The sequence below is a fragment of the Aliiroseovarius subalbicans genome, assembly GCF_022678625.1.
Classification (GTDB): Bacteria; Pseudomonadota; Alphaproteobacteria; order Rhodobacterales; family Rhodobacteraceae; genus Aliiroseovarius_A; species Aliiroseovarius_A subalbicans.
On record NZ_JALBYQ010000003.1, the window covers coordinates 293375 to 320014 of the forward strand.

Sequence of the window (26640 nt, forward strand, 5' to 3'; positions counted from 1 at the left end):
AATGGCCCGAAAGCCCCGCAATCTGCGCCCCGATGAGCGAGAGCTTTGGAACAAGGCGACGGAAAATACCACCCGCACCCTGCCCGAGCGCCCTGAAGTTTCGGCCGCGCACCCCAAACCCACACCCAATCTGACGCCACCAAAGGTTGCAAACCCCCGGTTCCGCGTTGGCGAAGCTGCCAAGCCTCGCGCCCGCCCGCACGATCTGGCACCGTCAATCTCGCAGCATGTCGCAAACCACCCGGTCGCGATGGACCGCAAAGCCTTTGGCAAGATGAAGCGCGGACGTCTGGCGCCTGAGGCGCGGATCGACCTGCATGGCATGACCATCGCACAGGCCCACCCGGCGTTGTTGAATTTCATCCTGAACTCGGTCGCGATGGATCGGCGCCTGGTTTTGGTCATCACTGGAAAGGGCAAATCGAAACCTCATGACGGCCCGATGCCGATGCGTTACGGCGTGCTGCGCCACCAGGTTCCGCATTGGCTGCATTCGATGCCACTCAGACCGCATATCCTTCAGATCGCCGAGGCACATCTGAAGCACGGTGGTCAGGGTGCGTATTATGTTTATCTACGGCGCGCCCGTAGCCAATAGCGGGGTCAGGATGATGGCCGTGGCATTCTGAACCACTAGAACCGTTCCGGGCAAAAGGCCAATCCGTTGCGACGGATCCCCCTGCAACGACGAGTCAATCTCACCCATGCTGTCGATCAGCCGCAGGAAGGCGGGAGATGCAATTGCGGTGATGTGACTGCTTTCGGCGTCCGTAAAGGCCGACACATCGACCACGGTCACATCAAGCTCGGCCAATTCTTCGAAATCTTCGATGTTGCCCAACCGGTCCTTGCGCCCGGTCAGCGACGCCGACAATCGCAACAGCACATCGCGGCTGGAACTGAAGATCACGAACGGCTGTGGTAGCGGGCCAATGCGCTGGGCCTGTTTCTTGAACAGGTCAATGTCCACATCCGGCGACACCAGGATCACGCCATCCAACGCCTTGTCGAAGCCTTTCGGATCACGGATCGCCATCTGACGTATCGTTTCCATGATCAGAAGCGATCCCATGGAATGCCCGACCAGCACGATGCCTTCGGCCCCGGCATCCACGACCGCATTGATCATTTCCTCTAACCCGTCGCGCGCAAAAAGCATGCTGTCGCGGTCATAGACATACCCAAAAGGGTTGCCGCCGCTGGGCCAGGAGTAATGTACCGCAACATCGGGAATGCCGACATCTGTCCGCATCTGGGCAAAGCGGTATAGACCCTCGGCAAACAGGGAGTTGTAGCCATGAACAAACAGGACGACCTGACGATCACCACGCGGTCGCCCACGCAATTCGCGTGACAACGCGGCCTCGAATCCAGCGACGCCACTCAGGTTCGTCGCCGATTGGGTCAGGAAATGCTTGGTCGGGTCGGGGTTGCTATAGGGCCACTCGATCTTGCCCGGCTCATGCGCGGGCGGGATCGAAACCTCGAACCGCCCATAGTGCATGCCCTCGGCGCGTGCAGTGCCCGGTTCGTCCTTGTCGTTCAGTTCGCGTGATGAGCCGACCAGAATCGTTTCGATCTGTCCGACCTGACCCGCGTCCGGGTCAATCGTCAGATGCCCACGCGGGGCGCAGGCAGTCAGAACGATCAGACACAGGGCAACATATCGGGGCATGTGGGCAAACCAGGTAACGTCTGCCCACAGCTATCGCAGCTTTAGCCTGGTTGCTAGAGCACGTAGCGGCTCATGTCCGCCGATTTCATCAGCTCACCCAGGTTGGCATCGACGAATTGGGCATCCACCACGACCTCATCCCCGGACCTGTCCGGGGCGGTGAAAGACAGCTCTTCAAACACCCGCTCCAACACGGTGTAAAGTCGCCGCGCGCCGATGTTTTCGACGCTCTGGTTTACCTCGGCCGCGATCTTGGCAAGGGCGGCAATACCGTCCTTGGTAAAGGTCACGGTGACCTCTTCGGTGCCCATCAACGCGGTGTATTGCCGGGTCAGCGCATTATCGGTTTCCGTCAGAATGCGCACAAAGTCACCCTCGGTCAGCGGTCGAAGCTCGACCCGGATCGGCAGGCGGCCCTGCAGTTCAGGCAACAGGTCCGAGGGCTTGGCAATGTGAAACGCGCCCGAGGCGATAAACAGGATGTGGTCGGTTTTCACCGCGCCATGTTTCGTCGAAACGGTGGTGCCTTCGATCAATGGCAAAAGGTCGCGCTGTACGCCCTCGCGGCTGACATCGCCTCCGCGGGCATCAGACCGGGCGCAGACCTTGTCGATTTCATCCAGGAATACGATGCCGTTCTGCTCAACCGATTCCAGCGCGGCCTTGGTGACGGTTTCTTCGTCCAGAAGCTTGTCAGCCTCATCAGCGATCAGCACGCCGTAGCTATCGCGCACTGTCATCTTCTTGCGCACGGTGCGCCCGCCGAAGGCTTTGCCGAAGATGTCACCCAGGTTCATCATGCCCGGCTGACCCGGTTGACCGGGAATTTCCATGCCGCCCATCGGGTTGGAATTGTCGGCCACGTCCAGCTCGATCTCATGGTCGTCCAGGTCCCCGGTGCGCAGTTTCTTGCGAAACATCTCGCGGGTGGCCTCGCGCGCATCGGTGCCGGCGATGGCTTCGATTACGCGGTCCTCGGCGGCGGCTTCGGCGCGGGCCTTCACGTCCTCACGCATGTGTTCGCGGACCTGCAGAATGGCGGCGTCGACCAGATCACGCACGATCTGTTCCACGTCACGGCCGACATAGCCGACCTCGGTGAACTTCGTCGCCTCGACCTTGATGAAAGGTGCGCGGGCCAGCTTGGCCAGGCGGCGGCTGATCTCGGTTTTGCCGACACCGGTCGGGCCAATCATCAGGATGTTCTTGGGATACACCTCTTCGCGCAGGTCATCGCCCAGCTGTTTGCGCCGCCAGCGGTTGCGAAGGGCCACGGCCACGGCGCGCTTGGCGTCGCTCTGGCCAATGATGAAGCGGTCCAGCTCGGACACGATCTCTCGCGGGGTCAGGTCGGTCATTTTGAAATCTTCTCCACGGTCAGGTTGCCGTTGGTGTAAACGCAAATGTCGGCGGCGATCGCCATTGCCCGGCGCGCGACACTTTCCGCGTCGCCGTCCGTTTCCATCAGCCCGCGCGCTGCGGCCAGGGCAAAGTTGCCCCCCGATCCGATTGCGGCCACGTCATGTTCAGGCTCCAACACGTCGCCCGCGCCGGTGATGATATAAAGCTCGGTCCCGTCCGTGACGATCAGCATCGCCTCCAGCTTTTGCAGATACTTGTCCGTGCGCCAGTCTTTCGCCAGCTCGACCGACGCACGCTGCAATTGCCCCGGCGTGGCCTCAAGCTTGGCCTCCAGCCGTTCCAACAGCGTGAAGGCGTCGGCGGTCGACCCGGCAAAGCCCGCGACAACGTCATAGCCGCCGGGCGACAGGCGCCGCACCTTGCGGGCGGATCCCTTAATGACGGTTTGGCCGAGGCTCACCTGCCCGTCGCCTGCCACCACAACTTCGTCGCCCTTGCGCACGCCGATGATCGTGGTGCCGTGCCAGCCTGGAAATTCGCTCTCTGCCATGTCGTCTCCAATTCCGATTGCGAAGATATATGGACACGGGCGCCGCTGCGCACAAGCGTTTGCGTCCGACTGTCGGCTTGGATAGCGTGCAGGCATGGCCGAGCCGAAAATTCTTCGCATCTATCTTGACCCTTCCTCGCTGGACCACGCGCGAGATGGGGCGTTTGGAATCGTAAGCCGTGTCACGGCGGCCTTTGAGGGTCAGGGGTTCCGGGTCGAGCTGAGAAAGAACAGCGAAAGCGAGATGCGAAAATCCGCAACCCGCAACGGGTATTCGCTGTTTTTGATGGATGACCCTTTTCACGCCAAAGCGCTGACCTTGCGCCGCGCTTATTACTACCCGTTCTGGCGTATCGAAGCCTCGGCCAAACGGTGGGAGTTCGAGGTGGCGCAGCAGCGGTTCGATCCGGCAAAAATAGACCCTATTAAGGCAGAGAACTGGGCAAACCGTTGGCGCAAGTGGATCTTCAAGGCCAAAACACTGGACGGTGTGACCCGCAACGGCCCCGTTTACATCCCGCTTCAAGGTCGCCTGTTGGAACGGCGCAGTTTCCAGACCCACAGCCCGGTCAACATGATCCGCGCCACGCAGGATCAGGTTGGTGACAAGCCGATTTTGTTGGGCCTGCATCCGGGGGAGGCCTATTCACCGGAAGAATTGTCAGCGGTCCAGGGCATCGCTGACGCTGACCCCCGAATTATGCTGCAAACTGGCGGGATGGATCAGGCGCTGAGGGTTTGTGATCACATTGTCACAGAGAACTCGGCGGCTGCCCTGTCGGGCTTCTTTTTCCACAAACCTGCGGTGCTGTTCGGGCAGATTGATTTTCATCATCAGATGGCGAACGTTTCCGAATTGGGCCTGAATAGAGCCTTTTCCGAGATGAAAAAACGAACCCCTGCTTTTGACAAATACCTGTATTGGTTCATCCAGATGAACGCCATCAAGGCAGACATCGACAGCGCCGAAAGCGCCATTCTGGACCGCGTGCGCCGGCATGGGTGGCAGGTGGATTAATCCACCCAACCCATAAGATTGCGCTGAATGATTCCCGACAGCGCCGCGATATGCGCATCGTCGTCATTCAGGCAGGGGATATAGGTAAAGCTTTCGCCGCCTGCTTCGATGAACGCTTCACGGATTTCTTCTTCGATCTCTTCCAGCGTTTCGATGCAGTCGGCAGAAAAGGCCGGGGCAATCACGGCGATGTTCTTTTTCCCCGCCTTTGCCAGCCGCGCGACCTCTTCGACCGTATAGGGTTTCAGCCATTCCTCGGGGCCAAAAACGGATTGGAAAGTCGTGGTGATATCGTCATCTGACCAACCCAGGCGCTCTTTCAACAGGCGCGTGCTTTTCTGGCACTGGCAATGATACGGATCGCCTTCGGTCAGATAACGGATGGGCATTCCGTGGTACGATACGACTAGAGTGTCAGGCCGCACCTCGATCTGTTCATAAGCGCGTTCAACCGATCCGGCGAGGGCATCAAGATAGGCCTCATCCTCGAAATACGGGGGCACGGTTCGGGCGGCGGGCTGGGCCTTTTCTTCCATCAAGGCCCGAAAGAACTGGTCGTTCGCCGTTGCAGATGTGGCCCCGGCGTATTGTGGGTAAAGCGGGAAGAACAACACCTTGTCACAGCCCGCGTCCACCAACGCGCGCAGCTTGGACGTGGTCGACGGATTGCCATAGCGCATGCAGAAATCCAGCACGACCCGTTCCCCGTACCGCTTTTCCAACGCCGCACGCAGCTTTTCGGTTTGCGCCTTGGTGATCGTCATCAGAGGGCTTTCGCCTTCGTCGTGGTTCCAGATCGACTTGTAGGCCGCACCTGACGTGAACGGGCGCTTTGTCAGGATGACCGATTGCAGCAGCGGTTGCCATTTCCAGGACGGGTAATCGATGACGCGCTTGTCCGACAGGAACTCGTTCAGATACCGTCGCATCGGCCAGTAATCATAGCTGTCCGGCGTACCGAGATTGGCAATCAGGACGCCAACCTTGCGGGGTTGGATTTCGGGATGATCGGCAGGTTTGGTTTGGGTCATGTCAGAGTCCGCTTGGCGTGAGTCAGGGTTGAATAAGGCTTTTTCAATTACGGTCAATCACACAGTTTGGTTTCATCTGTGCCCAGCGCATCGGCCAATCGTGCCGCCGCAGACCCGGGGCGGAGCGGTTTTTGCTGGCTTTCATCCGGGGCCCAGCCAGTCAGGAAGATCATCTCGAACGTCGCAGGAATGCGCCCATCAGCGCCGAAATGAGCGGCGTAGCGGTCCGCAACATCCCGAAACATCGCCCGTGGTGTCATGTGCCTGCGCCGCTGTGCCAGCGCATTTGCCTCGCCCATCGCGCGCAGATCGTGCATCAGCGACATCGCGTTTTCATACGACACATTGCGCAGGGCGCTGTCGGCGACAGGTAGCGCGAACCCGGCGCGTTGCAGCAGTGCGCCCAGGTCGCGAATTTCACCCATTGGTGCGATGCGGGGCGACAGCCCGCCGGTCAGTGCGACTTCGGCCTCGGACAAGATGCCGCGCAGCTCACTCAACGTCTGTCCGCCGAACATAACGCCCAAAAACAATCCGTCAGCCCTTAAGGCTCGGCGGCACTGGATCAGCTGACCCACCGGGTCATTTGCCCAATGCAGCGACAGGCCGTGGATCACCAGATCATGCGCCTGCGGCTCAAGATCCAATACCTCATCATCGTGCACAATCTTGGCATCGGGGAAGAAATTCGCCCAAAAGTGCGGAAAACCCGTCACAACGGCCGGGTTGGTAAACGTTCTGTTAACCTCTGTTAAGCGATCCTGCACTTCGTCGGCGGCGTCTTCCTGAAGGAACATGCCACGGGGCGTCGCGCGGGCGCGGTTGCGCGCCAGTTGGTCGCGGTCGGTCAATTTCGGAGGGGTCTGCGTCATGGACGCGGACCATAGAAGGAGCGTTGGAAAATGCAATCGCCCCTGGCACTGCTGTTTCCGCCACAATGCGTGAGCTGCGGCGAACCGGTCGAGACCGCGTTCGGCCTGTGTGGCCCCTGTTGGCGCCAGACTCCTTTCATTGACGGTTTGATCTGTGACACCTGCGGAACCCCGCTTCCGGGCGAGGATGATGGCCACGTCACCCATTGCGACGACTGCATGAGCATTGCGCGGCCTTGGGCGCGGGGGAGGTCGACGCTGATCTACAAGGACAATGCGCGCAAACTGGTGCTGGCGTTGAAACATGGCGACCGGTTGGATCTGGCCCGACCTGCGGGGGCCTGGATGGCGCGAGCCGTAGCGGATATTCTGGATCCGAACATGGTTGTCGTTCCGATCCCCGCCCATTGGACCCGGTTGTTTCAACGCCGCTATAATCAGGCGGCGGTTCTGGCCAAGGCGCTGGCGGCGGAAACACAGCTGGTCTTTGCCCCTGACGCCCTGATCCGCCCACGCCGCACCAATCCGCATGACGGGATGAGCCTTGAGGCACGCTTTACCAACATGCAGGACGCAATCCAGCCGCACCCGAAGCGGGGTGTTCAACTGTCGGACCGTAAGGTGCTGCTGGTCGATGACGTGATGACCTCAGGCGCGACCTTTGCCGCGGCGGCCGAGGCCTGCCAAGTCGCTGGTGCCACCGAGGTGCGCACGCTGGCACTGGCGCGGGTCGTCAAGGATGCTTAGATAGGGCGAAACCCAAGGGGATACGCCATGCAACCTGTCACGATCTACACCACTCAAATGTGCGGCTTTTGCCATGCCGCAAAGCGCCTTTTGACCTCGAAAAACGTTTCGTTTGATGAAATCGACGTGGCCCGCGAACCCACGCGTCGCGAAGAGATGATGACGCGCGCCAACGGTGGATACACAGTGCCGCAGATTTTTATCGGCGACCAGCACATCGGCGGCTGCGACGACCTTTATGACCTGGAGCGTTCGGGCAAGCTCGATCCGCTTCTGGCGGGCTGATGCGCGTCGGCCTGGTCCAGATCACGGCCACGGATGACCCGGCAGCGAACCTGCCGGTCACCGTTCAGATGCTGCGCGATGCGGCGGCGGGCGGGGCCGAGTTCGTGCTGACGCCCGAAGTCACCAACATCATCTCGACCAGCCGCAAGCATCAGAAATCGGTCCTGCATCACGAAGCGGATGACCCTACGCTGGCGGCCCTTCGGGCCGAGGCAAAGGCGCTGGGCATCTGGCTGCTGATCGGATCGCTCGCGCTGAAGACGAATGACTCGGACGGTCGCTTTGCCAACCGGTCGTTTCTGATCACGCCCAGCGGCGATATCGTCGCGCGTTATAACAAGATCCACATGTTTGATGTTGAGATCGACGCGACCGAGAGTTACCGCGAAAGCGCGGGTTATCGCCCTGGCACCCGCGCAGTTCTGGCGGAAACTTCTATGGGCCTGATCGGCCTGACGATCTGCTACGATATGCGGTTTCCCGATCTCTATCGCCGGCTGGCCAAGGCGGGTGCGCAGATCATCACTGTGCCTGCGGCGTTTTCTCCGGTTACTGGACGTGCACATTGGGAAACCCTGCTGCGCGCGCGGGCGATTGAAACCGGGTGTTTCGTGCTGGCACCGGCGCAATGCGGCCAGCATTCTACGGCGCGCGCGACCCACGGACACAGCCTTGCAGTGGCCCCCTGGGGGGAGGTTCTGGCCGACGCCGGTGTCGCACCTGGCGTCACACTGGTTGATTTGGACCTGTCAGACGTGGAAAAGTCGCGCCAACGTGTCCCGTCCCTGACCCATGATCGCGAGTTCAAAGGCCCCTGATGTCCGACCATACGACAGATAGCCTCTCCGTCGCCCTGTTCAGTGAAATGTTCATGGCCGATCAGCTTGCGCGCAATCGCCTGTCCAAGGTGCTGCCCAAAGGTATGGAACTGAGCCATTTTTCCGTGCTCAACCACCTGGCGCGCGCGGGTGAGGAGAAAAGCCCGGCGCAACTGGCCAAGGCATTCCATCTAACCCGTGGTGCGATGACGAACACACTGAATAAACTGGAATGGGCGGGGCATGTGCACATCCGCCCCGACTGGGATGACGCCCGACGCAAATTCGTGACGATCTCACCCGCCGGGCGCGCCGCGCGGGATGCAGCGCTTCAGGCCATCACGCCCATCATCGCGGATGTGGTCAGCTCGATTGGCGTTGACAAAGTGCGCGCGGTCCTGCCGGTGTTGCGCGAAGTGCGCGAACGCTTTGACGAAGACCACTGACAACCGCGCCGCAGGCGCGGCCACGCCCAACAAGAGAAGGCCGCGCAGCGGCTGACGATTGGCGGGAGCGCTACGCCCCGGGTTTCACGCTGGCGGTGACATAGTTCACCGACAAGTCGCGATCCGAGATTGACCAGCTCCAGGTGATCGGGTTGAAAACGAATCCCTTGCGGTCGACATTTCTCAGCCCGGTCTCGGCGGTCATTGCCTGCAATTCGTCCGGCGTGATGAATTTCGACCATTCATGCGTGCCCTTGGGCAGCCAGCGCATCACGTGTTCGGCGCCGACAATGGCCACCATGAAGCTTTTCGGGTTCCGGTTGATCGTGGACGACAGCATCAGGCCACCTGGCTTCAAAAGCTGCTGACATGCGGTCAGGAAGGTTTGCGGATCGGCCACGTGCTCGACGATCTCCATCGCCATCACCACGTCGAAGGTCTCGCCTTCGTCCACCAGCGCTTCGGCCATCGTGCAGCGGTAATCGATCTCAAGCCCCATCTGTTCGGCATGCACAGACGCGGTCTTGATATTGCCTTCGGCGGCGTCGGCGCCAACCACAGTTGCCCCCAGTCGCGCCATCGGTTCGGACAACAGCCCGCCGCCGCAACCGATGTCGAGGATGCGCAGCCCTTCAAAAGGCGCCGGCCCCGTCAGGTCACGGGCAAATTCCGCCGCGATCTGCGTGGTGACATAGTCCAGTCGGCAGGGGTTCATCATGTGCAGCGGCTTGAATTTGCCCGTCGGGTCCCACCATTCGGCGGCCATGGCCTCAAACTTGGCGACTTCAGCGGGATCTATCGTGGATTGCATCACTCATTCTTTCTGATGGCGGGACACTCGCCCGCGTTATATAGGTCAAATATGGACAAGGCCGCAGGAAAAAACAGCACAGGCGGAGATTTGTTTCCGCGGGTTGAGCCCTTTGCCCGGCGCATGCTGGATGTCGGCGATGGCCATCAGGTCTATTACGAACAGGTTGGCAATCCGGATGGAATTCCGGTCGTGGTTTTGCATGGCGGCCCGGGGGGCGGCTGCAGCCCGACCATGCGGCAGTTTTTCAATCCCGACTTGTTTCACGTCATCCTGTTCGATCAGCGCGGCTGCGGCCGATCGCGGCCCCATGCCAGCATCAAGGCCAACACGACCTGGCACCTGATCGAAGACATTGAAGAAATCCGCCGCGCCGTAGGTGTCGACCGCTGGATCGTCTTTGGTGGCAGTTGGGGCGCAACACTTGCGCTGATCTATGCCCAGACCCACCCCAATCGTGCCGCCTGGTTGGTGTTGCGCGGCATCTTCCTGGCCACGCCGGGCGAACTGGACTGGTTCTATGGTGGCGGTGCGGGGCAGTTCTGGCCCGACCTGTGGCAGCGCTTTGTCGATCTGGTCCCGGAAGAAGAGCGCGGCGACTTGATAACGGCCTATTCCAAGCGCCTGTTTTCGGGCGACCGGAGTGTGGAAGTGACCTTTGCCAAGGCCTGGACGGCTTGGGAAAACGCGCTTGCCTCGATCGACAACAACGGCGCGACGATGGACAGCCCTGCGGAATATGCCCGCGCCTTTGCCCGGCTAGAGAATCATTATTTCGTCAACAACGCCTTTTTGGATGACAGTCAGCAGATCCTGAAAAACATGGTTCGGATCGCCCATGTGCCCGGTACCATTGTGCAGGGCCGTCACGACATGATCTGCCCGCCGCACATGGCCTGGCGCCTGCACAAATCATGGCCGACCTCGGAATTTCGGATGATCCCGAAGGCCGGCCATGCCCTGTCAGAACCCGGCATTGCATCGGAACTCGTGCGGACAATGAACAAACTGGCCCGCCAACGCGGAACCTTGGGGTTGTAGAGTGAAATCACTCGCATCCCGCAAGTCACCCGCCCGTTTGGACCAGCTTGAATGCCCTGCCTATTCGCAAACCCGTTGAAAAAGGATCGCCCATGACAGACCCGGTCAAATTTTGGAATGCGACCGCCGCGAAATACGCGGCTTCTCCCATCAGTGACCCTGGGGCCTATGAGCGAAAGCTGGCCGTGACCCGGACTTACCTGCGTCCCGACATGGCCGCGTTGGAGTTCGGCTGTGGCACCGGTGGCACGGCGATTTCCCACGCACCTCATGTGGCAAGCTACCGCGCGCTCGACATTTCTGAGAACATGATCGACATCGCCCGCGCAAAGGACGGCGCGGATCAGGTTCAGTTCGAGGTTGCGGATTTCGACCAGGTCGATATTGCCCCCGGATCTCTGGACGCTGTGCTGGGCCTGTCGATCCTGCATCTGGTTGCGGATTCCACGGCCACGATCGGCAAGGTTTTTGCCAGCTTGAAACCCGGCGGTGTCTTTGTCAGTTCAACCGTTTGTCTGAAGTCCGCGTGGTATCTGCGCCCAGTGATCGGCATCGGAAAAGCTCTGGGCAAAGTGCCGCCAGTGAAATTTCTGGGCGTTGATGAGCTGCGCGCGGCCATGACCAGCGCGGGATTCGAATTGGTGGAAGACTGGGTGCCGGAAGGAGGCTTCCAGACGCTGTTCCTGGTGGCGAAGAAGCCTGGCTGAGCCGAGGCCTCCTTGTTGCGACGGCGAACATCGGCCAGACAATGCAGGGCGAAAAACGGTGCCCATACGATGTCGACCCAAATGGAAATCTGGAGCGTCAGATAGGCGACCCAAACGCATGACGCGACAGAGCACCGGGGTCGAGCCGCCTCCAGACAAACCAGTTGAACCCCCGATCGGGAGCAAAGGCGATGCTGTTATAGAAGGACGGAGCGTCAGAAGGCTTGCAGTTGCCAGCACGGCGAGCCCAAGGTAGATTCTGAAAACACGCCTGAGTTTGTCGGACATTTCACCCCCTCTCGACCACACGCTGTCATAGTGACTTGCACGGCCAATGGGCCAAGAACAGGTGCCCCTTGCAGTTCTGCCCGTTCCACTCTATATCCACATCAACAGCGGCGTGTTGGCCTCCACCCCCAACGCTCCACCGGGAAAGATCGACGGGCCGCGCGCCCGTTTTTTTGTGCTTGGATGAATGATGAACGACCTGGTTGCCAAAACCTCGATTGACCGCAAGCTTGCGGGCCTGCTGACCCCCGTGATCGAGGGCATGGGGTACGAACTTGTGCGCCTGCGCCTGATGGGGGGCGACACGCCCACGCTTCAGATCATGGCCGACAAGCCTGAGGGCGGAATCGAAGTGGACGACTGCGCCGAAATCTCAACTGCGGTCAGCGCCACAATGGATGTCGAAGACCCGATCGAAAACAACTATACGCTGGAAGTGTCTAGTCCGGGCATCGACCGACCGCTGACCCGGTTGAAGGATTTTGATGCCTGGAATGGCTATGTCGCCAAGCTGGAAACGTCCGAGATGATCGACGGGCGCAAGCGGTTCAAGGGTAACCTGGCCGGCACCGAGGGTGACGAGGTTCTGGTCGAGATCGAAGACCACGGCAAGCCCGTGACCATTGGCCTGACCTTTGAGCTTCTGGCCGAGGCCAAGCTGGTTCTGACCGACGACCTGATCAAGGAAATGCTGCGCCAGAAGAAAGCCTCTGGCGCAATTGACGAAACCAAATTCGACGAAATCGAAACCGAAGCCGGTTCTGAGGAGGACTGACGATGGCAATTACTTCTGCTAACCAGCTGGAGCTACTCCAGACTGCCGAGGCCGTGGCCCGCGAAAAGATGATCGACCCCGTGCTGGTCATCGAGGCGATGGAAGAAAGCCTGGCGCGTGCTGCCAAGAGCCGTTACGGCGCCGAGATGGACATTCGTGTCACGATCGACCGCAAGACCGGCCGCGCGACCTTCACCCGTGTGCGCACCGTTGTCGCGGATGAAGAGCTGGAAAACTATCAGGCCGAGTTCACCGTCGAACAGGCCAAGCAGTATATGGAAAACCCGGAAATCGGTGCCACCTTCGTGGAAGAGGTTCCGCCGGTTGAGATGGGCCGCATCGCCGCGCAAAGTGCCAAGCAGGTGATCCTGCAGAAGGTGCGCGAAGCCGAGCGTGACCGCCAGTACGAGGAATTCAAGGACCGCGCCGGCACGATCATCAACGGTCAGGTCAAGCGCGAAGAATACGGCAATGTCATCGTCGATGTGGGCGCGGGCGAGGCGATCCTGCGCCGCAACGAAAAGATCGGCCGCGAAAGCTACCGCCCGAATGATCGTATCCGCTGCTACATCAAGGATGTGCGCCGCGAAGTGCGCGGGCCGCAGATTTTCCTGTCACGCACCGATCCGCAGTTCATGGCCGAGCTGTTCAAGATGGAAGTGCCGGAAATCTACGACAACATCATCGAGATCAAAGCCGTTGCCCGCGACCCCGGTTCGCGCGCCAAGATTGCCGTGATCTCCTATGACAACTCGATCGACCCCGTTGGCGCCTGCGTCGGTATGCGCGGCAGCCGCGTGCAGGCCGTTGTGAACGAGCTTCAGGGCGAAAAGATCGACATCATTCCGTGGAACGAAGACACGCCCACCTTCCTGGTGAACGCGCTTCAGCCCGCCGAGGTGACCAAAGTTGTGTTCGACGAAGACGCCGAGCGAGTCGAAGTTGTCGTGCCCGATGAGCAGCTGAGCCTTGCCATCGGTCGCCGTGGTCAGAACGTCCGTCTGGCCAGCCAGCTGACCGGGATGGACATCGACATCATGACCGAGGCCGAGGAATCGGAGCGCCGCCAGAAAGAATTTGCCGAGCGCACCCAATTGTTCATGGACACGCTGGATCTGGACGAATTCTTCGCACAGCTTCTGGTGTCTGAAGGCTTCACCAACCTCGAAGAGGTCGCCTATGTCGAGCTGGATGAGCTTCTGGTCATCGACGGTGTCGACGAAGGCACCGCCGAAGAGCTTCAAGCCCGCGCCCGCGACTATCTGGATGCGCAGAACAAGAAGGCCCTGGACCACGCCCGCGAGCTGGGGGTGGAAGACAGCCTGATTGCCTTCGAAGGCCTGACCCCGCAGATGGTCGAAGCCTTGGCCGAGGACGACGTGAAGTCGCTGGAAGACTTCGCAACCTGCGCCGATTGGGAACTGGCCGGTGGCTGGACCACGCAGGACGGTGAGCGCATCAAAGATGACGGCGTGCTGGAGAAATTCGGCCTGTCGCTGGAAGACGCGCAGGACATGATCATGACCGCCCGCGTGATGCTGGGCTGGGTCGACCCTGCCGATCTTGTGGCCGAGGAAGAGGAAACCGAAACCGAAGGCGAAGACGGCAGCGACGTGGCAGACGCGGAGGCTGAGGCCTGATCTCAGGCCTCAGGTATGCGCATGACGCGCGGTGGCCAGAAAATGCGGCCGGAAGAGCCCGAACGGCGCTGTATCGCGACGGGAGAAACCCAGCCCCGCGCTGGGCTGATCCGCTTTGTCGTGGCGCCGGACGGGTCGGTGGTGCCCGACCTGTTGGGCAAACTGCCGGGTCGTGGCATCTGGGTGTCAGCGGATCGCGCGGCACTGGATCTGGCGGTCAAGAAAGGCCTGTTTTCGCGCGGGGCCAAGCGCAAGGTGACAGTGCCCGACGGCATGGCCGACAGGCTGGAAGCAGCCTTGGCAGACCGGGTGGTCCACCTGATCAGCCTGGCTCGTAAGGCAGGCGATGCGGTTGCCGGATACGAGAAGGTAAAAGACTGGCTGGTCAAGGGAGAAGCCCAAGTGCTGATCCAATCCAGCGATGGGTCCGAACGTGGCAAATCAAAGCTGCGGCCGCCCGAGGAAACCGGCCTGTTCGTGGGGGTTTTGACCGCCCAAGAATTGGGTTTGGCTTTCGGGCGGGAAAATGTGATACATGGCGCGCTCGCCGCTGGCGGACTCACGACGCGTGTTGTAGAGGAAGCCGCAAAGCTTGAAGGCTTGCGCGGGAAAGACGGGGGGAAGGCCCCTCGGAAAGGTACGAAGACCAGATGAGCGATAATGACGGCAAAAAGACCTTGGGTGTGCGTGGTGGCGGTGGCCGCCCCGGCCAAGTGAAGCAGAGCTTTTCCCACGGGCGCACGAAGAACGTGGTCGTGGAAACGAAACGCAAGCGCGTTGTCGTGCCCAAGCCGGGTGCGGGAACGGCGGCTGGCAGGACGTCGGGCGTGCCGAAGGGTGATCCCTCGAAACGTCCCGCCGGGATTTCCGATGCGGAAATGGACCGTCGCCTGAAGGCGCTGAAGGCCGCCAAGGCACGTGAAGTCGAAGACGCCGCCAAGCGCGAGGCCGAAGAAAAGGCCCGCGAGGAAGAGCGTCGCCGCCGCCGCGAGGAAGCCGAAGCGAAAGAACGCGCCGAGCGTGAACGCGAAGAGGCGCTGAAAGCGAAAGCCGAAGAAGACGCCCGCAAACTACGCGAAGTCGAAGAAGCCAAAGTGCGCGCCAAGGCTCCGGCACCGGCTGCCGATCCGGCTGCCGCTCAGGCCGCCGAAGCACGCGGCACCGGCAAGACATCGTCGGCCCCGCGCAAGACGGACCGCGAACAGCCGAAACAGCAGCCCCGTGGCAAGGGTGGTCACAATGACGGCCGCCGCTCAGGCAAGCTGACCCTGAACCAGGCGCTGCGCGGCGGTGAAGGCGGGCGTCATCGTTCGATGGCCGCAATGAAGCGCAAACAGGACCGCATGCGGGCCAAAGCCATGGGCAATGGCGAGCCGCGCGAAAAGGTCGTGCGTGACGTGAAGGTTCCCGAAACCATCGTGGTTTCGGAACTGGCCAACCGTATGGCCGAACGGGTCGCCGATGTGGTCAAATCGCTCATGAACATGGGCATGATGGTCACGCAGAACCAGGCGATCGACGCGGACACCGCGGAACTGATCATCGAGGAATTCGGCCACAAGATCGTCCGCGTGTCGGATGCAGACGTGGAAGACGTCATCCACTCGGTCGATGATGCCGAGGAAGACCTGGAGCCGCGCGCACCGGTGATCACCATCATGGGTCACGTTGACCACGGCAAAACCTCGCTGCTGGATGCAATCCGACATGCCAAGGTGACTGCTGGCGAAGCGGGCGGGATCACCCAGCACATCGGCGCCTATCAGGTGACGACGGATGACGGGGCGCTCTTGTCCTTCCTGGATACACCGGGCCACGCTGCGTTTACCTCGATGCGTGCCCGTGGCGCGCAGGTGACCGACATCGTCGTGCTTGTGGTTGCCGCAGATGACGCGGTGATGCCGCAGACGATTGAGGCGATCAATCACGCCAAGGCCGCTGAAGTTCCGATGATTGTTGCAATCAACAAATGCGACCTCCCGGCTGCCAACCCTGACAAAGTGCGCACGGACCTGCTTCAGCACGAAGTGGTGGTTGAAAAGATGTCGGGCGACGTACAGGACGTGGAAGTTTCGGCGCAAACGGGTCAAGGCCTGGACGATCTGCTGGAAGCCATCGCGCTGCAGTCTGAAGTTTTGGAACTGAAAGCGAACCCGAAACGCGCCGCTTCTGGTGCCGTGATCGAAGCACAGCTGGACGTGGGCCGCGGCCCCGTTGCCACCGTTCTGGTTCAGAACGGCACGCTGAAGCGCGGTGACATCTTTGTTGTCGGCGAACAGTGGGGCAAGGTCCGCGCGCTGGTCAACGACAAGGGTGACCGGGTCGAGGAAGCTGGCCCATCGCAACCGGTTGAGGTTCTGGGTCTGAACGGCACACCCGAAGCGGGCGACGTTCTGAACGTGGTCGATACCGAAGCTCAGGCGCGTGAAATCGCCGAGTATCGCGAAGACGCCGCCAAGGAAAAACGTGCCGCCGCTGGTGCTGCAACCACGCTGGAACAGATGATGGCGAAAGCAAAGGCCGACGAAACCGTCGCCGAGCTGCCCATCTTGGTGAAGGCCGACGTGCAGGGCTCTGCGGAAGCTATCGTTCAGGCGATGGAAAAGATCGGCAACGACGAGGTTCGCGTAAGGGTGCTGCACTATGGCGTTGGCGCGATCACAGAAACCGACATCGGCCTGGCCGAAGCGTCGGGTGCCCCGGTCATTGGCTTCAACGTCCGTGCCAACACGTCGGCCCGCAACACCGCCAACCAGAAAGGTGTCGAGATCCGCTACTACTCGGTCATCTATGACCTGGTGGACGATGTGAAGGCCGCCGCGTCCGGCCTGTTGTCGGCCGAGGTTCGCGAGAACTTCATCGGCTATGCCCAGATCAAGGACGTGTTCAAAGTGTCCAACGTCGGCAAGGTCGCCGGCTGTCTCGTCACCGAAGGTGTGGCGCGCCGCTCTGCCGGTGTGCGCCTTCTGCGCGACAACGTGGTGATCCACGAAGGCACGCTGAAGACGCTCAAGCGCTTCAAGGACGAAGTTGCCGAAGTGCAGTCGGGTCAGGAGTGTGGCATGGCGTTCGAGAACTACGACGACATTCGCGCAAACGATGTGATCGAGATCTTCGAGCGCGAGGAAGTCGAGCGCACGCTGGACTGATCAGTCATCGCGACGAAAAAGAAAAGGGACGGCGCTACGCCGTCCCTTTTGCTTTTCATGGTCGAAATCCTCAGGCGGCTTGCGCCAGGTCGACCGGATACCCTTGATACAGGCGTTCACCGACACGGACGACGATCTTGCCGCCCTTCAGTTCACGCACGAACAGTCCTTGGACTGAGACACAGCTGCCCAAAACGATGGTACGCATCATGCCTTTTTCTCCCCCAGGTAGAAATCGGTTGCTTCACTTTACGGCAGACCGCTTATGAAATCATCCCCAATTCGAAACAAAAGCCCGCAATTCAGCGGATTGTTGATCAAAGCCAGTCGCGCAGAACTGCGATCAAAGGGACGTCGGCGGCGGGCATTGGGTAGTCACGCAACTGATTCACGCGCGCCCAGGACAGCTTTTGCCCCTCGCGGGGATGAGGGGTTCCGTTCCATTTCCGGCAAGCAAAGACCGGCATCAGCAGGTGAAAATCGTCATAGCTGTGGCTGGCGAACGTCAGCGGCGCAAGGCAGGATTCCCAGGTGTCGATGCCCAGTTCTTCATGCAGCTCGCGAATCAGGGCGTGTTCAGGAGTCTCGTCCGCTTCGACCTTCCCGCCGGGGAACTCCCACAGGCCCGCCATCGACTTGCCCTCAGGGCGTTGGGCCAGCAACACGCGCCCATCCGGGTCGATCAGTGCAACCGCAGACACCAGAATGGTTTTCACGACCGATAGTCCGCGTTGATCTGAATATAGCCGTGGGTCAAATCGCAGGTCCAAACTGTCGCTGTCCCGCCCCCCAGGCCCAGGTCGGTGTGGATCAAAAGCTCATCGTGCTTCATGTAATGCGCGCCGTCTTCTTCACGGTAGGACGGGGATACCCAGCCGTTTTCTGCCACCAGGATGTTGCCGAAGGAAATCGACAGCTTGTCGCGCTCTGCATAGGCGCCGGATTTGCCCACAGCCATGACAACTCGGCCCCAATTCGGGTCTTCACCCGCCACGGCGGTCTTCACCAGAGGTGAATTGGCGATCGCCATCGCGTGGGTCCGCGCGTCTTCGTCGGTTTTGGCGCCTGTCACACGCACTTCGACGAATTTCGTCGCTCCCTCGCCGTCGCGCACAACCTGGTGCGCAAGGTCCAACATCACGCTTTCAAGCGCCTCGACAAAGGCTGCGTCTTCGGCGTCCACCTCGACCCCGGACGCCCCGGTTGCCGTCAAAAGCAGCGTGTCGGAAGTAGACGTGTCGCTGTCCACGGTGATGTTGTTGAAGGTCTTGTCGGTCAGCGAAGACAGCATCGATTGCAGCACGTCCTGATCTACCTTCGCGTCGGTGAAGATAAACACAAGCATCGTCGCCATATCTGGCGCAACCATGCCGGATCCCTTGGCGATGCCCGCGATATGCACGATGCGGTTGCCAATCTTAACCTCGGCCTTGGCGCCTTTGGCGAAGGTATCGGTGGTGCGGATTGCTTCGGCGGCTTGTTCCAGCGCGTCGGGAACAAGCGTGCCTTTCAGCTCATCCAGACAGCTGGTGATTTTTTCAAAAGGCAGAGGTTCGCCGATAACGCCGGTCGAGGCAGAATAGACCCTGTTTTGCGGCACATTCAGGGATTTGGACACACGTGCCGTGATTTCTTCGACCGCATCGAAACCGCCGCCGCCGGTGAAAGCGTTCGAGTTGCCCGCGTTCACGATGATCGCGGCGCCTTGCGAGGGATCCGAGCCAAGCTTGGCCTGACAATCCAGCACCGGAGCAGACCGGGTCGCCGACCGCGTGAACACACCGGCAATCGAGGTGCCAGGCCGCAACTCGGCAAGCATCAGATCCAGCCGGTCGGCGTATTTCACACCGGCCTTCACAGCCGAAAATCTGGCCCCGGCGATCACCGGAAGTGCGGGGAAGGCGGCCGGCGCAAGCGGCGCGACCGCATGAACATGGGTTTGGGCCGCCTTCAGCTTGCGCTTGAGCTTTTTCAGCTTCTTCTGAAGCTTTGTGATTTTGGCGGTCTTACCCATGGATCCCCTCCGTCGTTAGTCGATCAGCGTAAGGTCTTGCAGCGTTGCCGGGTCGACGCCTTCAAGGTCTGCGCGGGTTACCTTGGCATCCTCCATCAGCGTCGCAATCGCCTGTTCGGCCGCAGAGTTTTGAATCTGCGCAACCAGATCTTCGCGAACTTCGTCCAGCGCAGGCGCGCCCTGCATGCGGCTTTCGTTGAGCTTTACGACATGCCAGCCAAATTGCGTCTGGACCGGCGCGGAGACTTCCCCGTCTTCAAGCGTCATGACCGTGTCTTCAAACGGTTTCACCATCATCCCGGCGCTGAACCAGCCCAGTTCGCCGCCATTCGGACCGGACGGGCCGGTGGACTTTTCCTTGGCAAGCCCGGCGAAATCTGCGCCGCCGGTCAGCTCTTCGACCAGGGCTTTGGCTTCGTCTTCGGTTGCCACCAGGATATGCGAGGCATTCCATTCCTTGGTCGGTTCCGCCGCAGCATAGGTTTCATCATAGGCGGTCTGAAGCGCTTCTTCGGTCACGGCCTCATCAACCACACCCTGTAGCATCTCAGACGCAATCAGCGCGCGGCGTTCGTTCTCAAGCTGGATTTCAGTACGTCGGCTGAGTTCCCCCATCGCCTGGCCCAACACAGTCTGTTGGATCAGCTGGTCCAGCAGGCCTTCGAACAGCACATCGTCCGGCAGGCTCTGGTATTGTTCGGGCAAGGCTGCGCGGGCGGCGACCATGTGGGCGAGGGTGATTTCATCGCCGTTGACAGTTGCAACAACGGTCTTGCCGGTGACTTCTTCGGCAGCCAGCGGCAGTGCCATGGATAGTGCCAGCGCGGCACCCATCAGAAAGCTGTGACGTTTCGACATGAAATGATCCTCAAAGAGCGCCGGAACCCCCGGCAACATTGACAGTTTTCCACCTGGCGCTTACATGCGAGAGGCTTGAGAGCGCTGGTTCTTGAGGTCCTAGATACGGGGCCGGACAAGGACGGGCAAGGACCCTCTCATAAAGAACTCGTTAGAACCTGTTAGGGCGGAAAACATGCTTGGTATCGGAACGCTTGCACGCAAAGTCTTTGGCACGCCGAATGACCGCAAGATCAAGGCAACCCGCCCCCTCGTGGCGCAAATCAACGCGCTGGAACCTGAGTTCGAGAAACTCACGGACGAAGGGTTGAAGGACAAGACCGAGGAACTGGCCAAAAGGGCAATGGGTGGCGAAAAGCTGGACGACTTGCTGCCCGAAGCCTTTGCCAATTGTCGCGAAGCTGCAAAGCGTGCGCTGGGTCTCAGGGCGTTTGATACACAGCTGATGGGCGGTATTTTCCTGCATCAGGGCAACATTTCCGAAATGAAAACGGGTGAAGGCAAAACGCTTGTCGCCACCTTCCCGGCCTATCTGAATGCGCTTGGCGGCAAGGGCGTGCATATCGTTACGGTCAACGACTACCTCGCGCGGCGTGATGCCGACTGGATGGGCAAGGTGTATGGTGCGCTGGGCTTGACCACCGGTGTGGTCTATCCGCAGCAGCCAGACGACGAAAAGCGGGCCGCCTACAAGTGTGACGTCACCTATGCGACCAACAACGAACTTGGCTTCGACTACCTGCGCGACAACATGAAGTCCGAGCTGAAGGACATGTTCCAACGCGATCACAACTTCGCCATCGTGGACGAGGTTGACTCGATCCTGGTGGACGAAGCACGGACGCCGCTGATCATCTCAGGCCCTGCCCAAGACCGGTCCGAGCTTTATGTCGCCATCGACAAGGTCATTCCAGAACTGACCGACGAGCATTACACGCTGGATGAAAAGACCCGCAACGTGACCTTCACGGACGAGGGTAACGAGTTCCTGGAACAGCGCCTTTTGGGTCTGGGCTTTCTGCCCGAGGGTCAGACTCTGTATGACCCCGAAAGCACCACGATCGTGCATCACGTGAACCAGGGGCTGCGCGCCCATGTTCTGTTCACGCGCGACAAGGATTATATCGTGCGCGACAATGAAATCGTGCTGATCGACGAGTTTACCGGCCGTATGATGGCCGGGCGTCGCCTGTCCGATGGTCTGCACCAGGCGATCGAGGCCAAAGAGGGCTGCAAGATCCAGCCCGAGAACGTGACGCTGGCACAGGTGACGTTCCAGAATTACTTCCGCCTATACGACAAGCTTTCTGGCATGACCGGCACCGCGCTGACCGAGGAAGAGGAATTCTCGGAGATCTACAAGCTGGGTGTGGTCGAAGTGCCGACCAACAAACCCATCACCCGGGTCGATGAACATGACGCGGTTTACCGCACCGGGGACGAGAAATACGCCGCCGTGGTCGAGGCGATCAAGGAATCGTCCGAGAAAGGGCAACCGGTCCTGGTCGGCACCACCTCGATTGAGAAATCGGAAATGCTGTCGAACATGCTGACCGCCGCAGGCATCAAGCATGACGTTTTGAACGCCCGTCAGCACGAACGCGAAGCGCAGATCGTGGGCGACGCCGGCCGATTGGGCGCGGTCACCATCGCCACCAACATGGCTGGTCGCGGCACAGACATTCAGCTGGGCGGCAACGTCGAGATGAAGGTGATGGAGGCGCTGGCCGCCGACCCCGACGCCGACCCGGAAGCCGTGCGCGACAGAATCGAAGCAGAACACGCCGAGGAAAAGCAGAAGGTGCTGGACGCCGGTGGCCTTTACGTTCTGGCCACCGAACGCCACGAAAGTCGCCGCATCGACAACCAGCTGCGCGGTCGTTCCGGCCGTCAGGGCGACCCCGGACGCTCGGCCTTTTTCCTGTCGCTCGAAGACGACCTGATGCGCATTTTCGGGTCCGAACGGTTGGACAAGGTTCTGTCCTCCCTTGGCATGAAAGAAGGCGAAGCGATCGTGCACCCCTGGGTGAACAAATCGCTGGAGCGCGCACAGGCCAAGGTCGAAGGCCGTAACTTCGACATTCGAAAGCAGCTTTTGAAATTCGACGACGTTATGAATGACCAGCGGAAGGTGATCTTTGCCCAACGCCGCGAAATCATGGAAACCGAGGACCTGTCCGAGGTTGTCCAGGACATGCGTCACCAGGTGATCGACGATCTGGTCGATAGCTTCATGCCGCCGAAATCCTATGCCGACCAGTGGGACACGCAGGCGCTTTATGCTGCCGTGATCGAAAAGATTGGCATGGATGTGCCGGTGATCGACTGGGCCGCCGAGGAAGGCGTGGACGACGACAGCATTCGCGAACGCTTGTATGATGCGTCGGATGAGATGATGGCGAAAAAGACGGTGGATTTCGGCCCCGAAACCATGCGCACGATCGAAAAACAGGTTGTGCTGCAAACCATCGACAAGAAATGGCAGGAACACCTGCTGACGCTGGAGCATTTGCGGTCCGTTGTCGGATTCCGTGGCTATGCGCAGCGAGATCCGTTGAACGAATACAAGACCGAAAGCTTCCAGCTGTTCGAAGGTCTGCTGGACGGGCTGCGTGAAACCGTGACCGAGCAGTTGTCGAAGGTTCGCCCGATGACCGAGGAAGAGCAGGCCGCGATGATGCAGCAGATCCTGCAACAGCAGGGTGGTGTTGACCCAGCCGCCGCCGGTGCTGCCAAACCGGCAGCGGACGCAGCGCCAGGGTTTGACGAGAATGACCCCTCCACTTGGGGCAATCCCGGGCGCAATGACGCCTGCCCTTGCGGATCGGGCAAAAAGTTCAAACATTGCCACGGCCGCCTCGCCTGACTCGCACAAACTGAAACAATCCCATCGGCCCCGGCTTGCTGTTTCGCAAGCACGGGGCCGAAATCTGTCTGGATCATGGCGCCAAGGTGGCGGTCGGCCTGTTTTCAAGGGGAATCCCGTCTGCAGGCGGAGCGGAAAGCCATGTGATCTCCATCAATTCGGCCCAATCGAATGCGACATTCACCGCGGGTTAGAGTGAGAGGAGATCGCCATGATCGGCAAGATCGCCAACATCGGCAGTATCAGCAAGATCGCCACGATCGTGAAGTTTGGCAAGATCGGCAAGATCAATAGAAAGCGGGCGTTGACTGCAGGGGCCGCGCTGTGCATCGCCGCCAGCTCCGGGTTTTTCATGCAGAACTCTGCTGGCTTGGTGGAGCCGACGCGCCCAGTTGTCAAACCGCGAGTGGCCAGTGCCTCGGCCGGACCGGGGCTGGTTGCGCCGGCGGAACCCACCGCGCCCATCGTTGAAGTGACTCGCGCCGAAACCGTGCCCTTTCTCACGGTGCCGAACGCACCCGTGTTGCCCTTTGCCGACCCTGCAAACGGCGAACCGGTAAAACTGGCGGCGCTCAATACCGAAATCATGCCAGATCCCGAACCTGATACACCCGTGGTCATCGCGGATGTCGCGAGCTGTGACGTTGGCTTTACCGCCACGTCCGAACCGGCCGCCATGGTCGCCCTGACGCTTGAGGCGCCCTGCTACTCCGGCCAGATAGTCGATTTCTTTCACGCGGGATTGCGCTTTTCCGAGCAGACGGATGAAAACGGCCTGGTCCGTGTTCAGGTTCCCGCGCTTGAGGAAGAGGCTCTTTTTGCTGCGACCTTCCTTGATGGCCGCACTGAAAGTGCGGACATTCTGATGCCGACCCAGGCCGATTATGAACGCGTAGCATTGGTTTGGAAGGGTGGAACCGGGCTGGGCTTGCATGCGCTGGAAGGCGGCGCAGACTATGGCGACGCGGGCCATATCAACGCACAAGCTCCGGCGATTCCTGCCCGCGCGACCAAAGGAGAAGGCGGGTTCATGACCGTTCTGGGGTCCGCCCCGGATGGCTGGGCGGCGGATGTCTATTCGTTCCCGTCGCGCTTGATGTCCAGCGACATGGCCCCCGAGGTTTCTGTCGAAGCACAAGTACTGGACACGACATGCAATGCAACGGTCGAAGGGCTTTTGCTTCGCACTGAACCGATTGGAACGCCGACAGAAAGTGATCTGACGTTCGCGGCGCCGGGCTGTGATGCGGTGGGCGAATTTCTTGTGTTGAAAAACCTGCCCCAAAGCTTGAAGATCGCGCGCAACTGACGCGACCGTTCGGGGCCTTTTATGAGCATCCTTCGTGCGGCGAGCTTCGCCGCACTTTTCCTTGTGACCGCCCCGTGGGGCGCGATGGCCGACGATGTGACCCTGACCGCTCGCGATGGGTCGGTTGAGCTGAATGGCACCCTTCTTGGGTATGACGGCGAGTTCTACCGCATCGATACCGATTACGGCATCCTGACCGTGGATGGGTCCGGTGTGACCTGCGATGGGCCGGGGTGTCCGAACCTCGGTGCTTTCGTCGCCGAATTCACCATCTCCGGCGCGCAAGAAATGAACACCGTTCTGATCCCCGCGCTGGTCGAAGGGTTCGCCCTGCGCCACTCCTATGCGCTGAGCCGTGAGGAACAGGCGGGTGGCGTTGTGCTTTATACCTTGTTCGAAGGAGATGGGAGTCAAACCGCCGCGCGTATCACCATCAAGCGGACGTCATCTGACGAAGGGTTCGCCGATCTGTTGGGCAATCAGGCCGACATGATCGTTTCCATGCGCGAGGCAACAGGGCGCGAACGCGCGATGGCGCGCGAAGCCGGGATGGGTGACTTGCGATCTTTGCGGCAGGTGCGCGTACTGGCCTTGGATGCCCTGGTGCCTGTGGTTGCGCCGGGCAACCCTGTTCGCCGCTTGTCGATGACACAGCTAATGCAGATTTACTCTGGGCAGGTGACGAACTGGGCCGAGTTGGGGGGCGAAGACGCGCCTATCACACCCTATTTAAGTGACCCAGAGGTTGGCTTTGGACGCGTGTTCGTGACGGGCGTCGTGCGCGCACGCGGCGGCACGCTGTCGGACAGGGTCCAGACCCATGCCAGCGATGGTGGCCTTACCGATGCAGTGGCGGGCGACCCGTTCGGAATCGGTATCACTGGCTTTTCGCAACCAGGAAATGCCGAGGTGGTGACGCTTTCCGGCCCCTGCGGGTTCGACCTGTCGGCCACGCCGCTGTCGATCAAGGCCGAGGATTATCCTCTGACCACGCCAATGTACCTTTACCTGCCCGCGCGACGTCTTCCAAAGCTGGCACGCGATTTCCTGCGCTATATGCGGTCGGACGCCGCGCAATTCGTCGCGCGTCGCGCGGGTTTCGTGGATCAGGCTTTCACCGAAAGTGCCGTGGGGGTTCAAGGTGACAGACTGGCCAATGCCATTCGCGCCGCAGGACCCGAGGTGAAGTTGGATGAATTGAAACGGATTGCCGAAGTGATGGCCGAGGTGAACCGCTTGTCGCTGACATTTAGGTTCGAAGGCGGCTCTGTGGTTCTGGATGCACCGTCGCGGTCCAACGTGGCCCTGATTTCAAGGGCGATCGAGGCCGGGCGCTTCGACGGGCGCGCCGTGACCCTTGTTGGGTTCGGTGACGGACAGGGTAGCGCGACGCAGAACCTGAAAATCGCCCGCCGCCGGGCCGAGGTTGTGCGTCGGGCGATCCTGGCCGAAGTCGAAGGCGTGGCGCCGGATCTTTCCGTCGATGCCTTCGGTGAGGCTCTGCCGATGGCCTGTGACGACAGTGCCTGGGGGCGAAGTGTGAACCGGCGCGTCGAGGTCTGGATCAAGTAAGCGGCTTGCAGGCGTTCCCGAAGTAAGCCACGTGACTAGAGAAACCCTTCGGCTCGAAAACTGAGTTCGCGGGATTTTCCGATAATCAAATGGTCATGCAAGGTCAGGCCCAGCGCCTTTGCGGCGCTGTTTACCTGACCGGTCATCGAAATGTCGCTGTCCGATGGCGTCGGGTCACCGGATGGGTGGTTGTGAACCAGGATCAGCGCCGAGGCGTTCAGCTCTAACGCCCGCTTGACCACTTCGCGCGGATAGACCGGCACATGATCCACCGTGCCCTGCGCCTGTTCTTCGTCAGCAATCAGCACGTTTTTGCGGTCCAGGAACAGCACCCGGAATTGTTCGGTATCACGGTGCGCCATTGTCGTGTGGCAATAATCCAGCAACGCATCCCAGGATGCCACGACATGACGCTTTAGCACCCGCGACCGCGCCAGTCGGTGCGCTGCGGCTTCCACGATCTTTAGCTCCTGAACAACCGCCTCGCCGACGCCTTTCACGGCTTTCACCCGCTCGACCGGGGCCGACAGGACCCGGTTGAAATCTCCGAACGTATCAAGCAACAGGTGCGCAAGCGGTTTCACGTCCTGACGCGGGATGGCGCGAAACAGGACAAGCTCAAGCAACTCATAGTCGGGCAGGGCCGCCGCCCCGCCTTGCAGGAAGCGCGCGCGCAGGCGTTGTCGGTGGTCCTTGATATAGGACGGCAACTGTCCGTTCGTTTTGGCAACCGGCACAACGGGTGCCTCATCCGTGTCGAACAGGCTTTGCGGCATTTCGCCAAAGGAAAAGGGTCGGCGTGTCAT

The 26640-nt window shown here is 60.4% G+C and carries 26 protein-coding genes; 15 read left to right on the top strand and 11 right to left on the bottom strand.

Features of this window, described 5'->3' with window-relative positions; genetic code table 11:
• Position 1: 1 nt before the first annotated feature.
• Positions 2-598, top strand: a complete 597-nt coding sequence (locus MN188_RS11830) for a Smr/MutS family protein (RefSeq protein WP_242109293.1) — start codon at positions 2-4, stop codon at positions 596-598.
• Here MN188_RS11830 and MN188_RS11835 read toward each other — a convergent pair.
• Genes MN188_RS11835 through hslV form a run of 3 tightly spaced genes read right to left on the bottom strand, consistent with a single transcriptional unit; the run spans position 575 to position 3587 of the window.
• A complete protein-coding gene (locus tag MN188_RS11835; protein ID WP_242109294.1) occupies positions 575-1675 on the bottom strand; it encodes an alpha/beta hydrolase in 1101 nt (366 codons plus the stop codon). The genes MN188_RS11830 and MN188_RS11835 overlap by 24 nt on opposite strands.
• Positions 1676-1728: 53 nt before the next feature.
• Positions 1729-3033, bottom strand: a complete 1305-nt coding sequence (hslU, locus tag MN188_RS11840; RefSeq protein WP_242109295.1) for an ATP-dependent protease ATPase subunit HslU — start codon at positions 3031-3033, stop codon at positions 1729-1731.
• A complete protein-coding gene (gene hslV / locus MN188_RS11845) occupies positions 3030-3587 on the bottom strand; it encodes an ATP-dependent protease subunit HslV (protein ID WP_242109297.1) in 558 nt (185 codons plus the stop codon). The genes hslU and hslV overlap by 4 nt, the downstream gene beginning before the upstream one ends.
• A 94-nt stretch (positions 3588-3681) precedes the next feature.
• Here hslV and MN188_RS11850 point away from each other — a divergent pair, with 94 nt between their 5' ends.
• Positions 3682-4605, top strand: coding sequence for a hypothetical protein (locus tag MN188_RS11850; RefSeq protein ID WP_242109298.1), 924 nt, complete (start codon positions 3682-3684; stop codon positions 4603-4605).
• On the opposite strand, the gene hemH is transcribed toward MN188_RS11850, so the two are convergent.
• Positions 4602-5636 (bottom strand): ferrochelatase, encoded by a 1035-nt coding sequence (gene hemH / locus MN188_RS11855; protein ID WP_242109299.1) that lies wholly within the window; start codon positions 5634-5636, stop codon positions 4602-4604. The genes MN188_RS11850 and hemH overlap by 4 nt on opposite strands.
• Positions 5637-5689: 53 nt before the next feature.
• Positions 5690-6508: a methyltransferase domain-containing protein gene (locus MN188_RS11860; RefSeq protein ID WP_242109300.1), complete on the bottom strand. Its 819-nt coding sequence runs from the start codon at positions 6506-6508 to the stop codon at positions 5690-5692.
• A gap of 30 nt (positions 6509-6538) precedes the next feature.
• Between MN188_RS11860 and MN188_RS11865 the strand changes: the two genes are divergently transcribed.
• From MN188_RS11865 to MN188_RS11880, 4 genes are read left to right on the top strand one after another with little or no spacing between them, the layout of a single operon-like run.
• Positions 6539-7255: a ComF family protein gene (locus MN188_RS11865; RefSeq protein ID WP_242109301.1), complete on the top strand. Its 717-nt coding sequence runs from the start codon at positions 6539-6541 to the stop codon at positions 7253-7255.
• A 27-nt stretch (positions 7256-7282) separates the two neighbouring features.
• Complete coding sequence (gene grxC / locus MN188_RS11870) at positions 7283-7540, top strand: glutaredoxin 3 (protein WP_242109302.1); 258 nt, start codon at positions 7283-7285, stop codon at positions 7538-7540.
• Positions 7540-8358, top strand: coding sequence for a carbon-nitrogen hydrolase family protein (locus tag MN188_RS11875; RefSeq protein WP_242109303.1), 819 nt, complete (start codon positions 7540-7542; stop codon positions 8356-8358). The genes grxC and MN188_RS11875 overlap by 1 nt, the downstream gene beginning before the upstream one ends.
• Positions 8358-8804, top strand: coding sequence for a MarR family winged helix-turn-helix transcriptional regulator (locus tag MN188_RS11880; protein ID WP_242109304.1), 447 nt, complete (start codon positions 8358-8360; stop codon positions 8802-8804). Before MN188_RS11875 ends, MN188_RS11880 begins: the two co-directional genes overlap by 1 nt.
• A gap of 70 nt (positions 8805-8874) precedes the next feature.
• On the opposite strand, the gene ubiG is transcribed toward MN188_RS11880, so the two are convergent.
• Entirely contained in the window at positions 8875-9615 is a 741-nt protein-coding gene (ubiG, locus tag MN188_RS11885) for a bifunctional 2-polyprenyl-6-hydroxyphenol methylase/3-demethylubiquinol 3-O-methyltransferase UbiG (protein ID WP_242109305.1), read from the bottom strand.
• 51 nt (positions 9616-9666) lie between these two features.
• Between ubiG and pip the strand changes: the two genes are divergently transcribed.
• The 6 genes from pip to infB all read left to right on the top strand — a co-directional run bounded on the left by pip (position 9667) and on the right by infB (position 17215).
• Positions 9667-10656: a prolyl aminopeptidase gene (pip, locus tag MN188_RS11890; protein ID WP_242109306.1), complete on the top strand. Its 990-nt coding sequence runs from the start codon at positions 9667-9669 to the stop codon at positions 10654-10656.
• Positions 10657-10748: 92 nt separating this feature from the next.
• Complete coding sequence (locus MN188_RS11895; RefSeq protein WP_242109307.1) at positions 10749-11363, top strand: class I SAM-dependent methyltransferase; 615 nt, start codon at positions 10749-10751, stop codon at positions 11361-11363.
• A 478-nt stretch (positions 11364-11841) separates the two neighbouring features.
• Positions 11842-12426: a ribosome maturation factor RimP gene (gene rimP / locus MN188_RS11900; RefSeq protein ID WP_242109308.1), complete on the top strand. Its 585-nt coding sequence runs from the start codon at positions 11842-11844 to the stop codon at positions 12424-12426.
• Between the two features lie 2 nt (positions 12427-12428).
• Positions 12429-14066 (top strand): transcription termination factor NusA, encoded by a 1638-nt coding sequence (nusA, locus tag MN188_RS11905; protein WP_242109309.1) that lies wholly within the window; start codon positions 12429-12431, stop codon positions 14064-14066.
• Between the two features lie 21 nt (positions 14067-14087).
• Positions 14088-14720 carry an RNA-binding protein gene (locus MN188_RS11910; protein WP_242109492.1) on the top strand — a complete coding sequence of 211 codons (633 nt, stop codon included), beginning with the start codon at positions 14088-14090 and terminating at the stop codon, positions 14718-14720.
• The gene (gene infB, locus MN188_RS11915; RefSeq protein ID WP_242109310.1) at positions 14717-17215 is read left to right on the top strand and encodes a translation initiation factor IF-2; all 2499 of its coding nucleotides are present in this window, start codon (positions 14717-14719) and stop codon (positions 17213-17215) included. Before MN188_RS11910 ends, infB begins: the two co-directional genes overlap by 4 nt.
• Before the next feature lie 70 nt (positions 17216-17285).
• Here infB and MN188_RS11920 read toward each other — a convergent pair whose 3' ends face one another.
• The 4 genes from MN188_RS11920 to MN188_RS11935 all read right to left on the bottom strand — a co-directional run bounded on the left by MN188_RS11920 (position 17286) and on the right by MN188_RS11935 (position 20087).
• Positions 17286-17426 carry a hypothetical protein gene (locus MN188_RS11920; RefSeq protein WP_242109311.1) on the bottom strand — a complete coding sequence of 47 codons (141 nt, stop codon included), beginning with the start codon at positions 17424-17426 and terminating at the stop codon, positions 17286-17288.
• Positions 17427-17532: 106 nt separating this feature from the next.
• Positions 17533-17931, bottom strand: coding sequence for an 8-oxo-dGTP diphosphatase MutT (gene mutT / locus MN188_RS11925; protein ID WP_242109312.1), 399 nt, complete (start codon positions 17929-17931; stop codon positions 17533-17535).
• A complete protein-coding gene (gene argJ, locus MN188_RS11930) occupies positions 17928-19229 on the bottom strand; it encodes a bifunctional glutamate N-acetyltransferase/amino-acid acetyltransferase ArgJ (RefSeq protein ID WP_242109314.1) in 1302 nt (433 codons plus the stop codon). Before argJ ends, mutT begins: the two co-directional genes overlap by 4 nt.
• A 15-nt stretch (positions 19230-19244) precedes the next feature.
• Positions 19245-20087, bottom strand: a complete 843-nt coding sequence (locus MN188_RS11935) for a peptidylprolyl isomerase (protein ID WP_242109315.1) — start codon at positions 20085-20087, stop codon at positions 19245-19247.
• Positions 20088-20262: 175 nt separating this feature from the next.
• On the opposite strand from MN188_RS11935, the gene secA reads away from it, so the two are divergent.
• The 3 genes from secA to MN188_RS11950 all read left to right on the top strand — a co-directional run bounded on the left by secA (position 20263) and on the right by MN188_RS11950 (position 25834).
• Positions 20263-22953 carry a preprotein translocase subunit SecA gene (gene secA, locus MN188_RS11940; protein WP_242109316.1) on the top strand — a complete coding sequence of 897 codons (2691 nt, stop codon included), beginning with the start codon at positions 20263-20265 and terminating at the stop codon, positions 22951-22953.
• A gap of 211 nt (positions 22954-23164) precedes the next feature.
• Positions 23165-24262 (top strand): hypothetical protein, encoded by a 1098-nt coding sequence (locus MN188_RS11945; protein WP_242109318.1) that lies wholly within the window; start codon positions 23165-23167, stop codon positions 24260-24262.
• A gap of 21 nt (positions 24263-24283) precedes the next feature.
• The gene (locus MN188_RS11950) at positions 24284-25834 is read left to right on the top strand and encodes a substrate-binding domain-containing protein (RefSeq protein ID WP_242109319.1); all 1551 of its coding nucleotides are present in this window, start codon (positions 24284-24286) and stop codon (positions 25832-25834) included.
• Between the two features lie 35 nt (positions 25835-25869).
• Here MN188_RS11950 and radC read toward each other — a convergent pair whose 3' ends face one another.
• Complete coding sequence (radC, locus tag MN188_RS11955) at positions 25870-26640, bottom strand: RadC family protein (RefSeq protein ID WP_242109320.1); 771 nt, start codon at positions 26638-26640, stop codon at positions 25870-25872.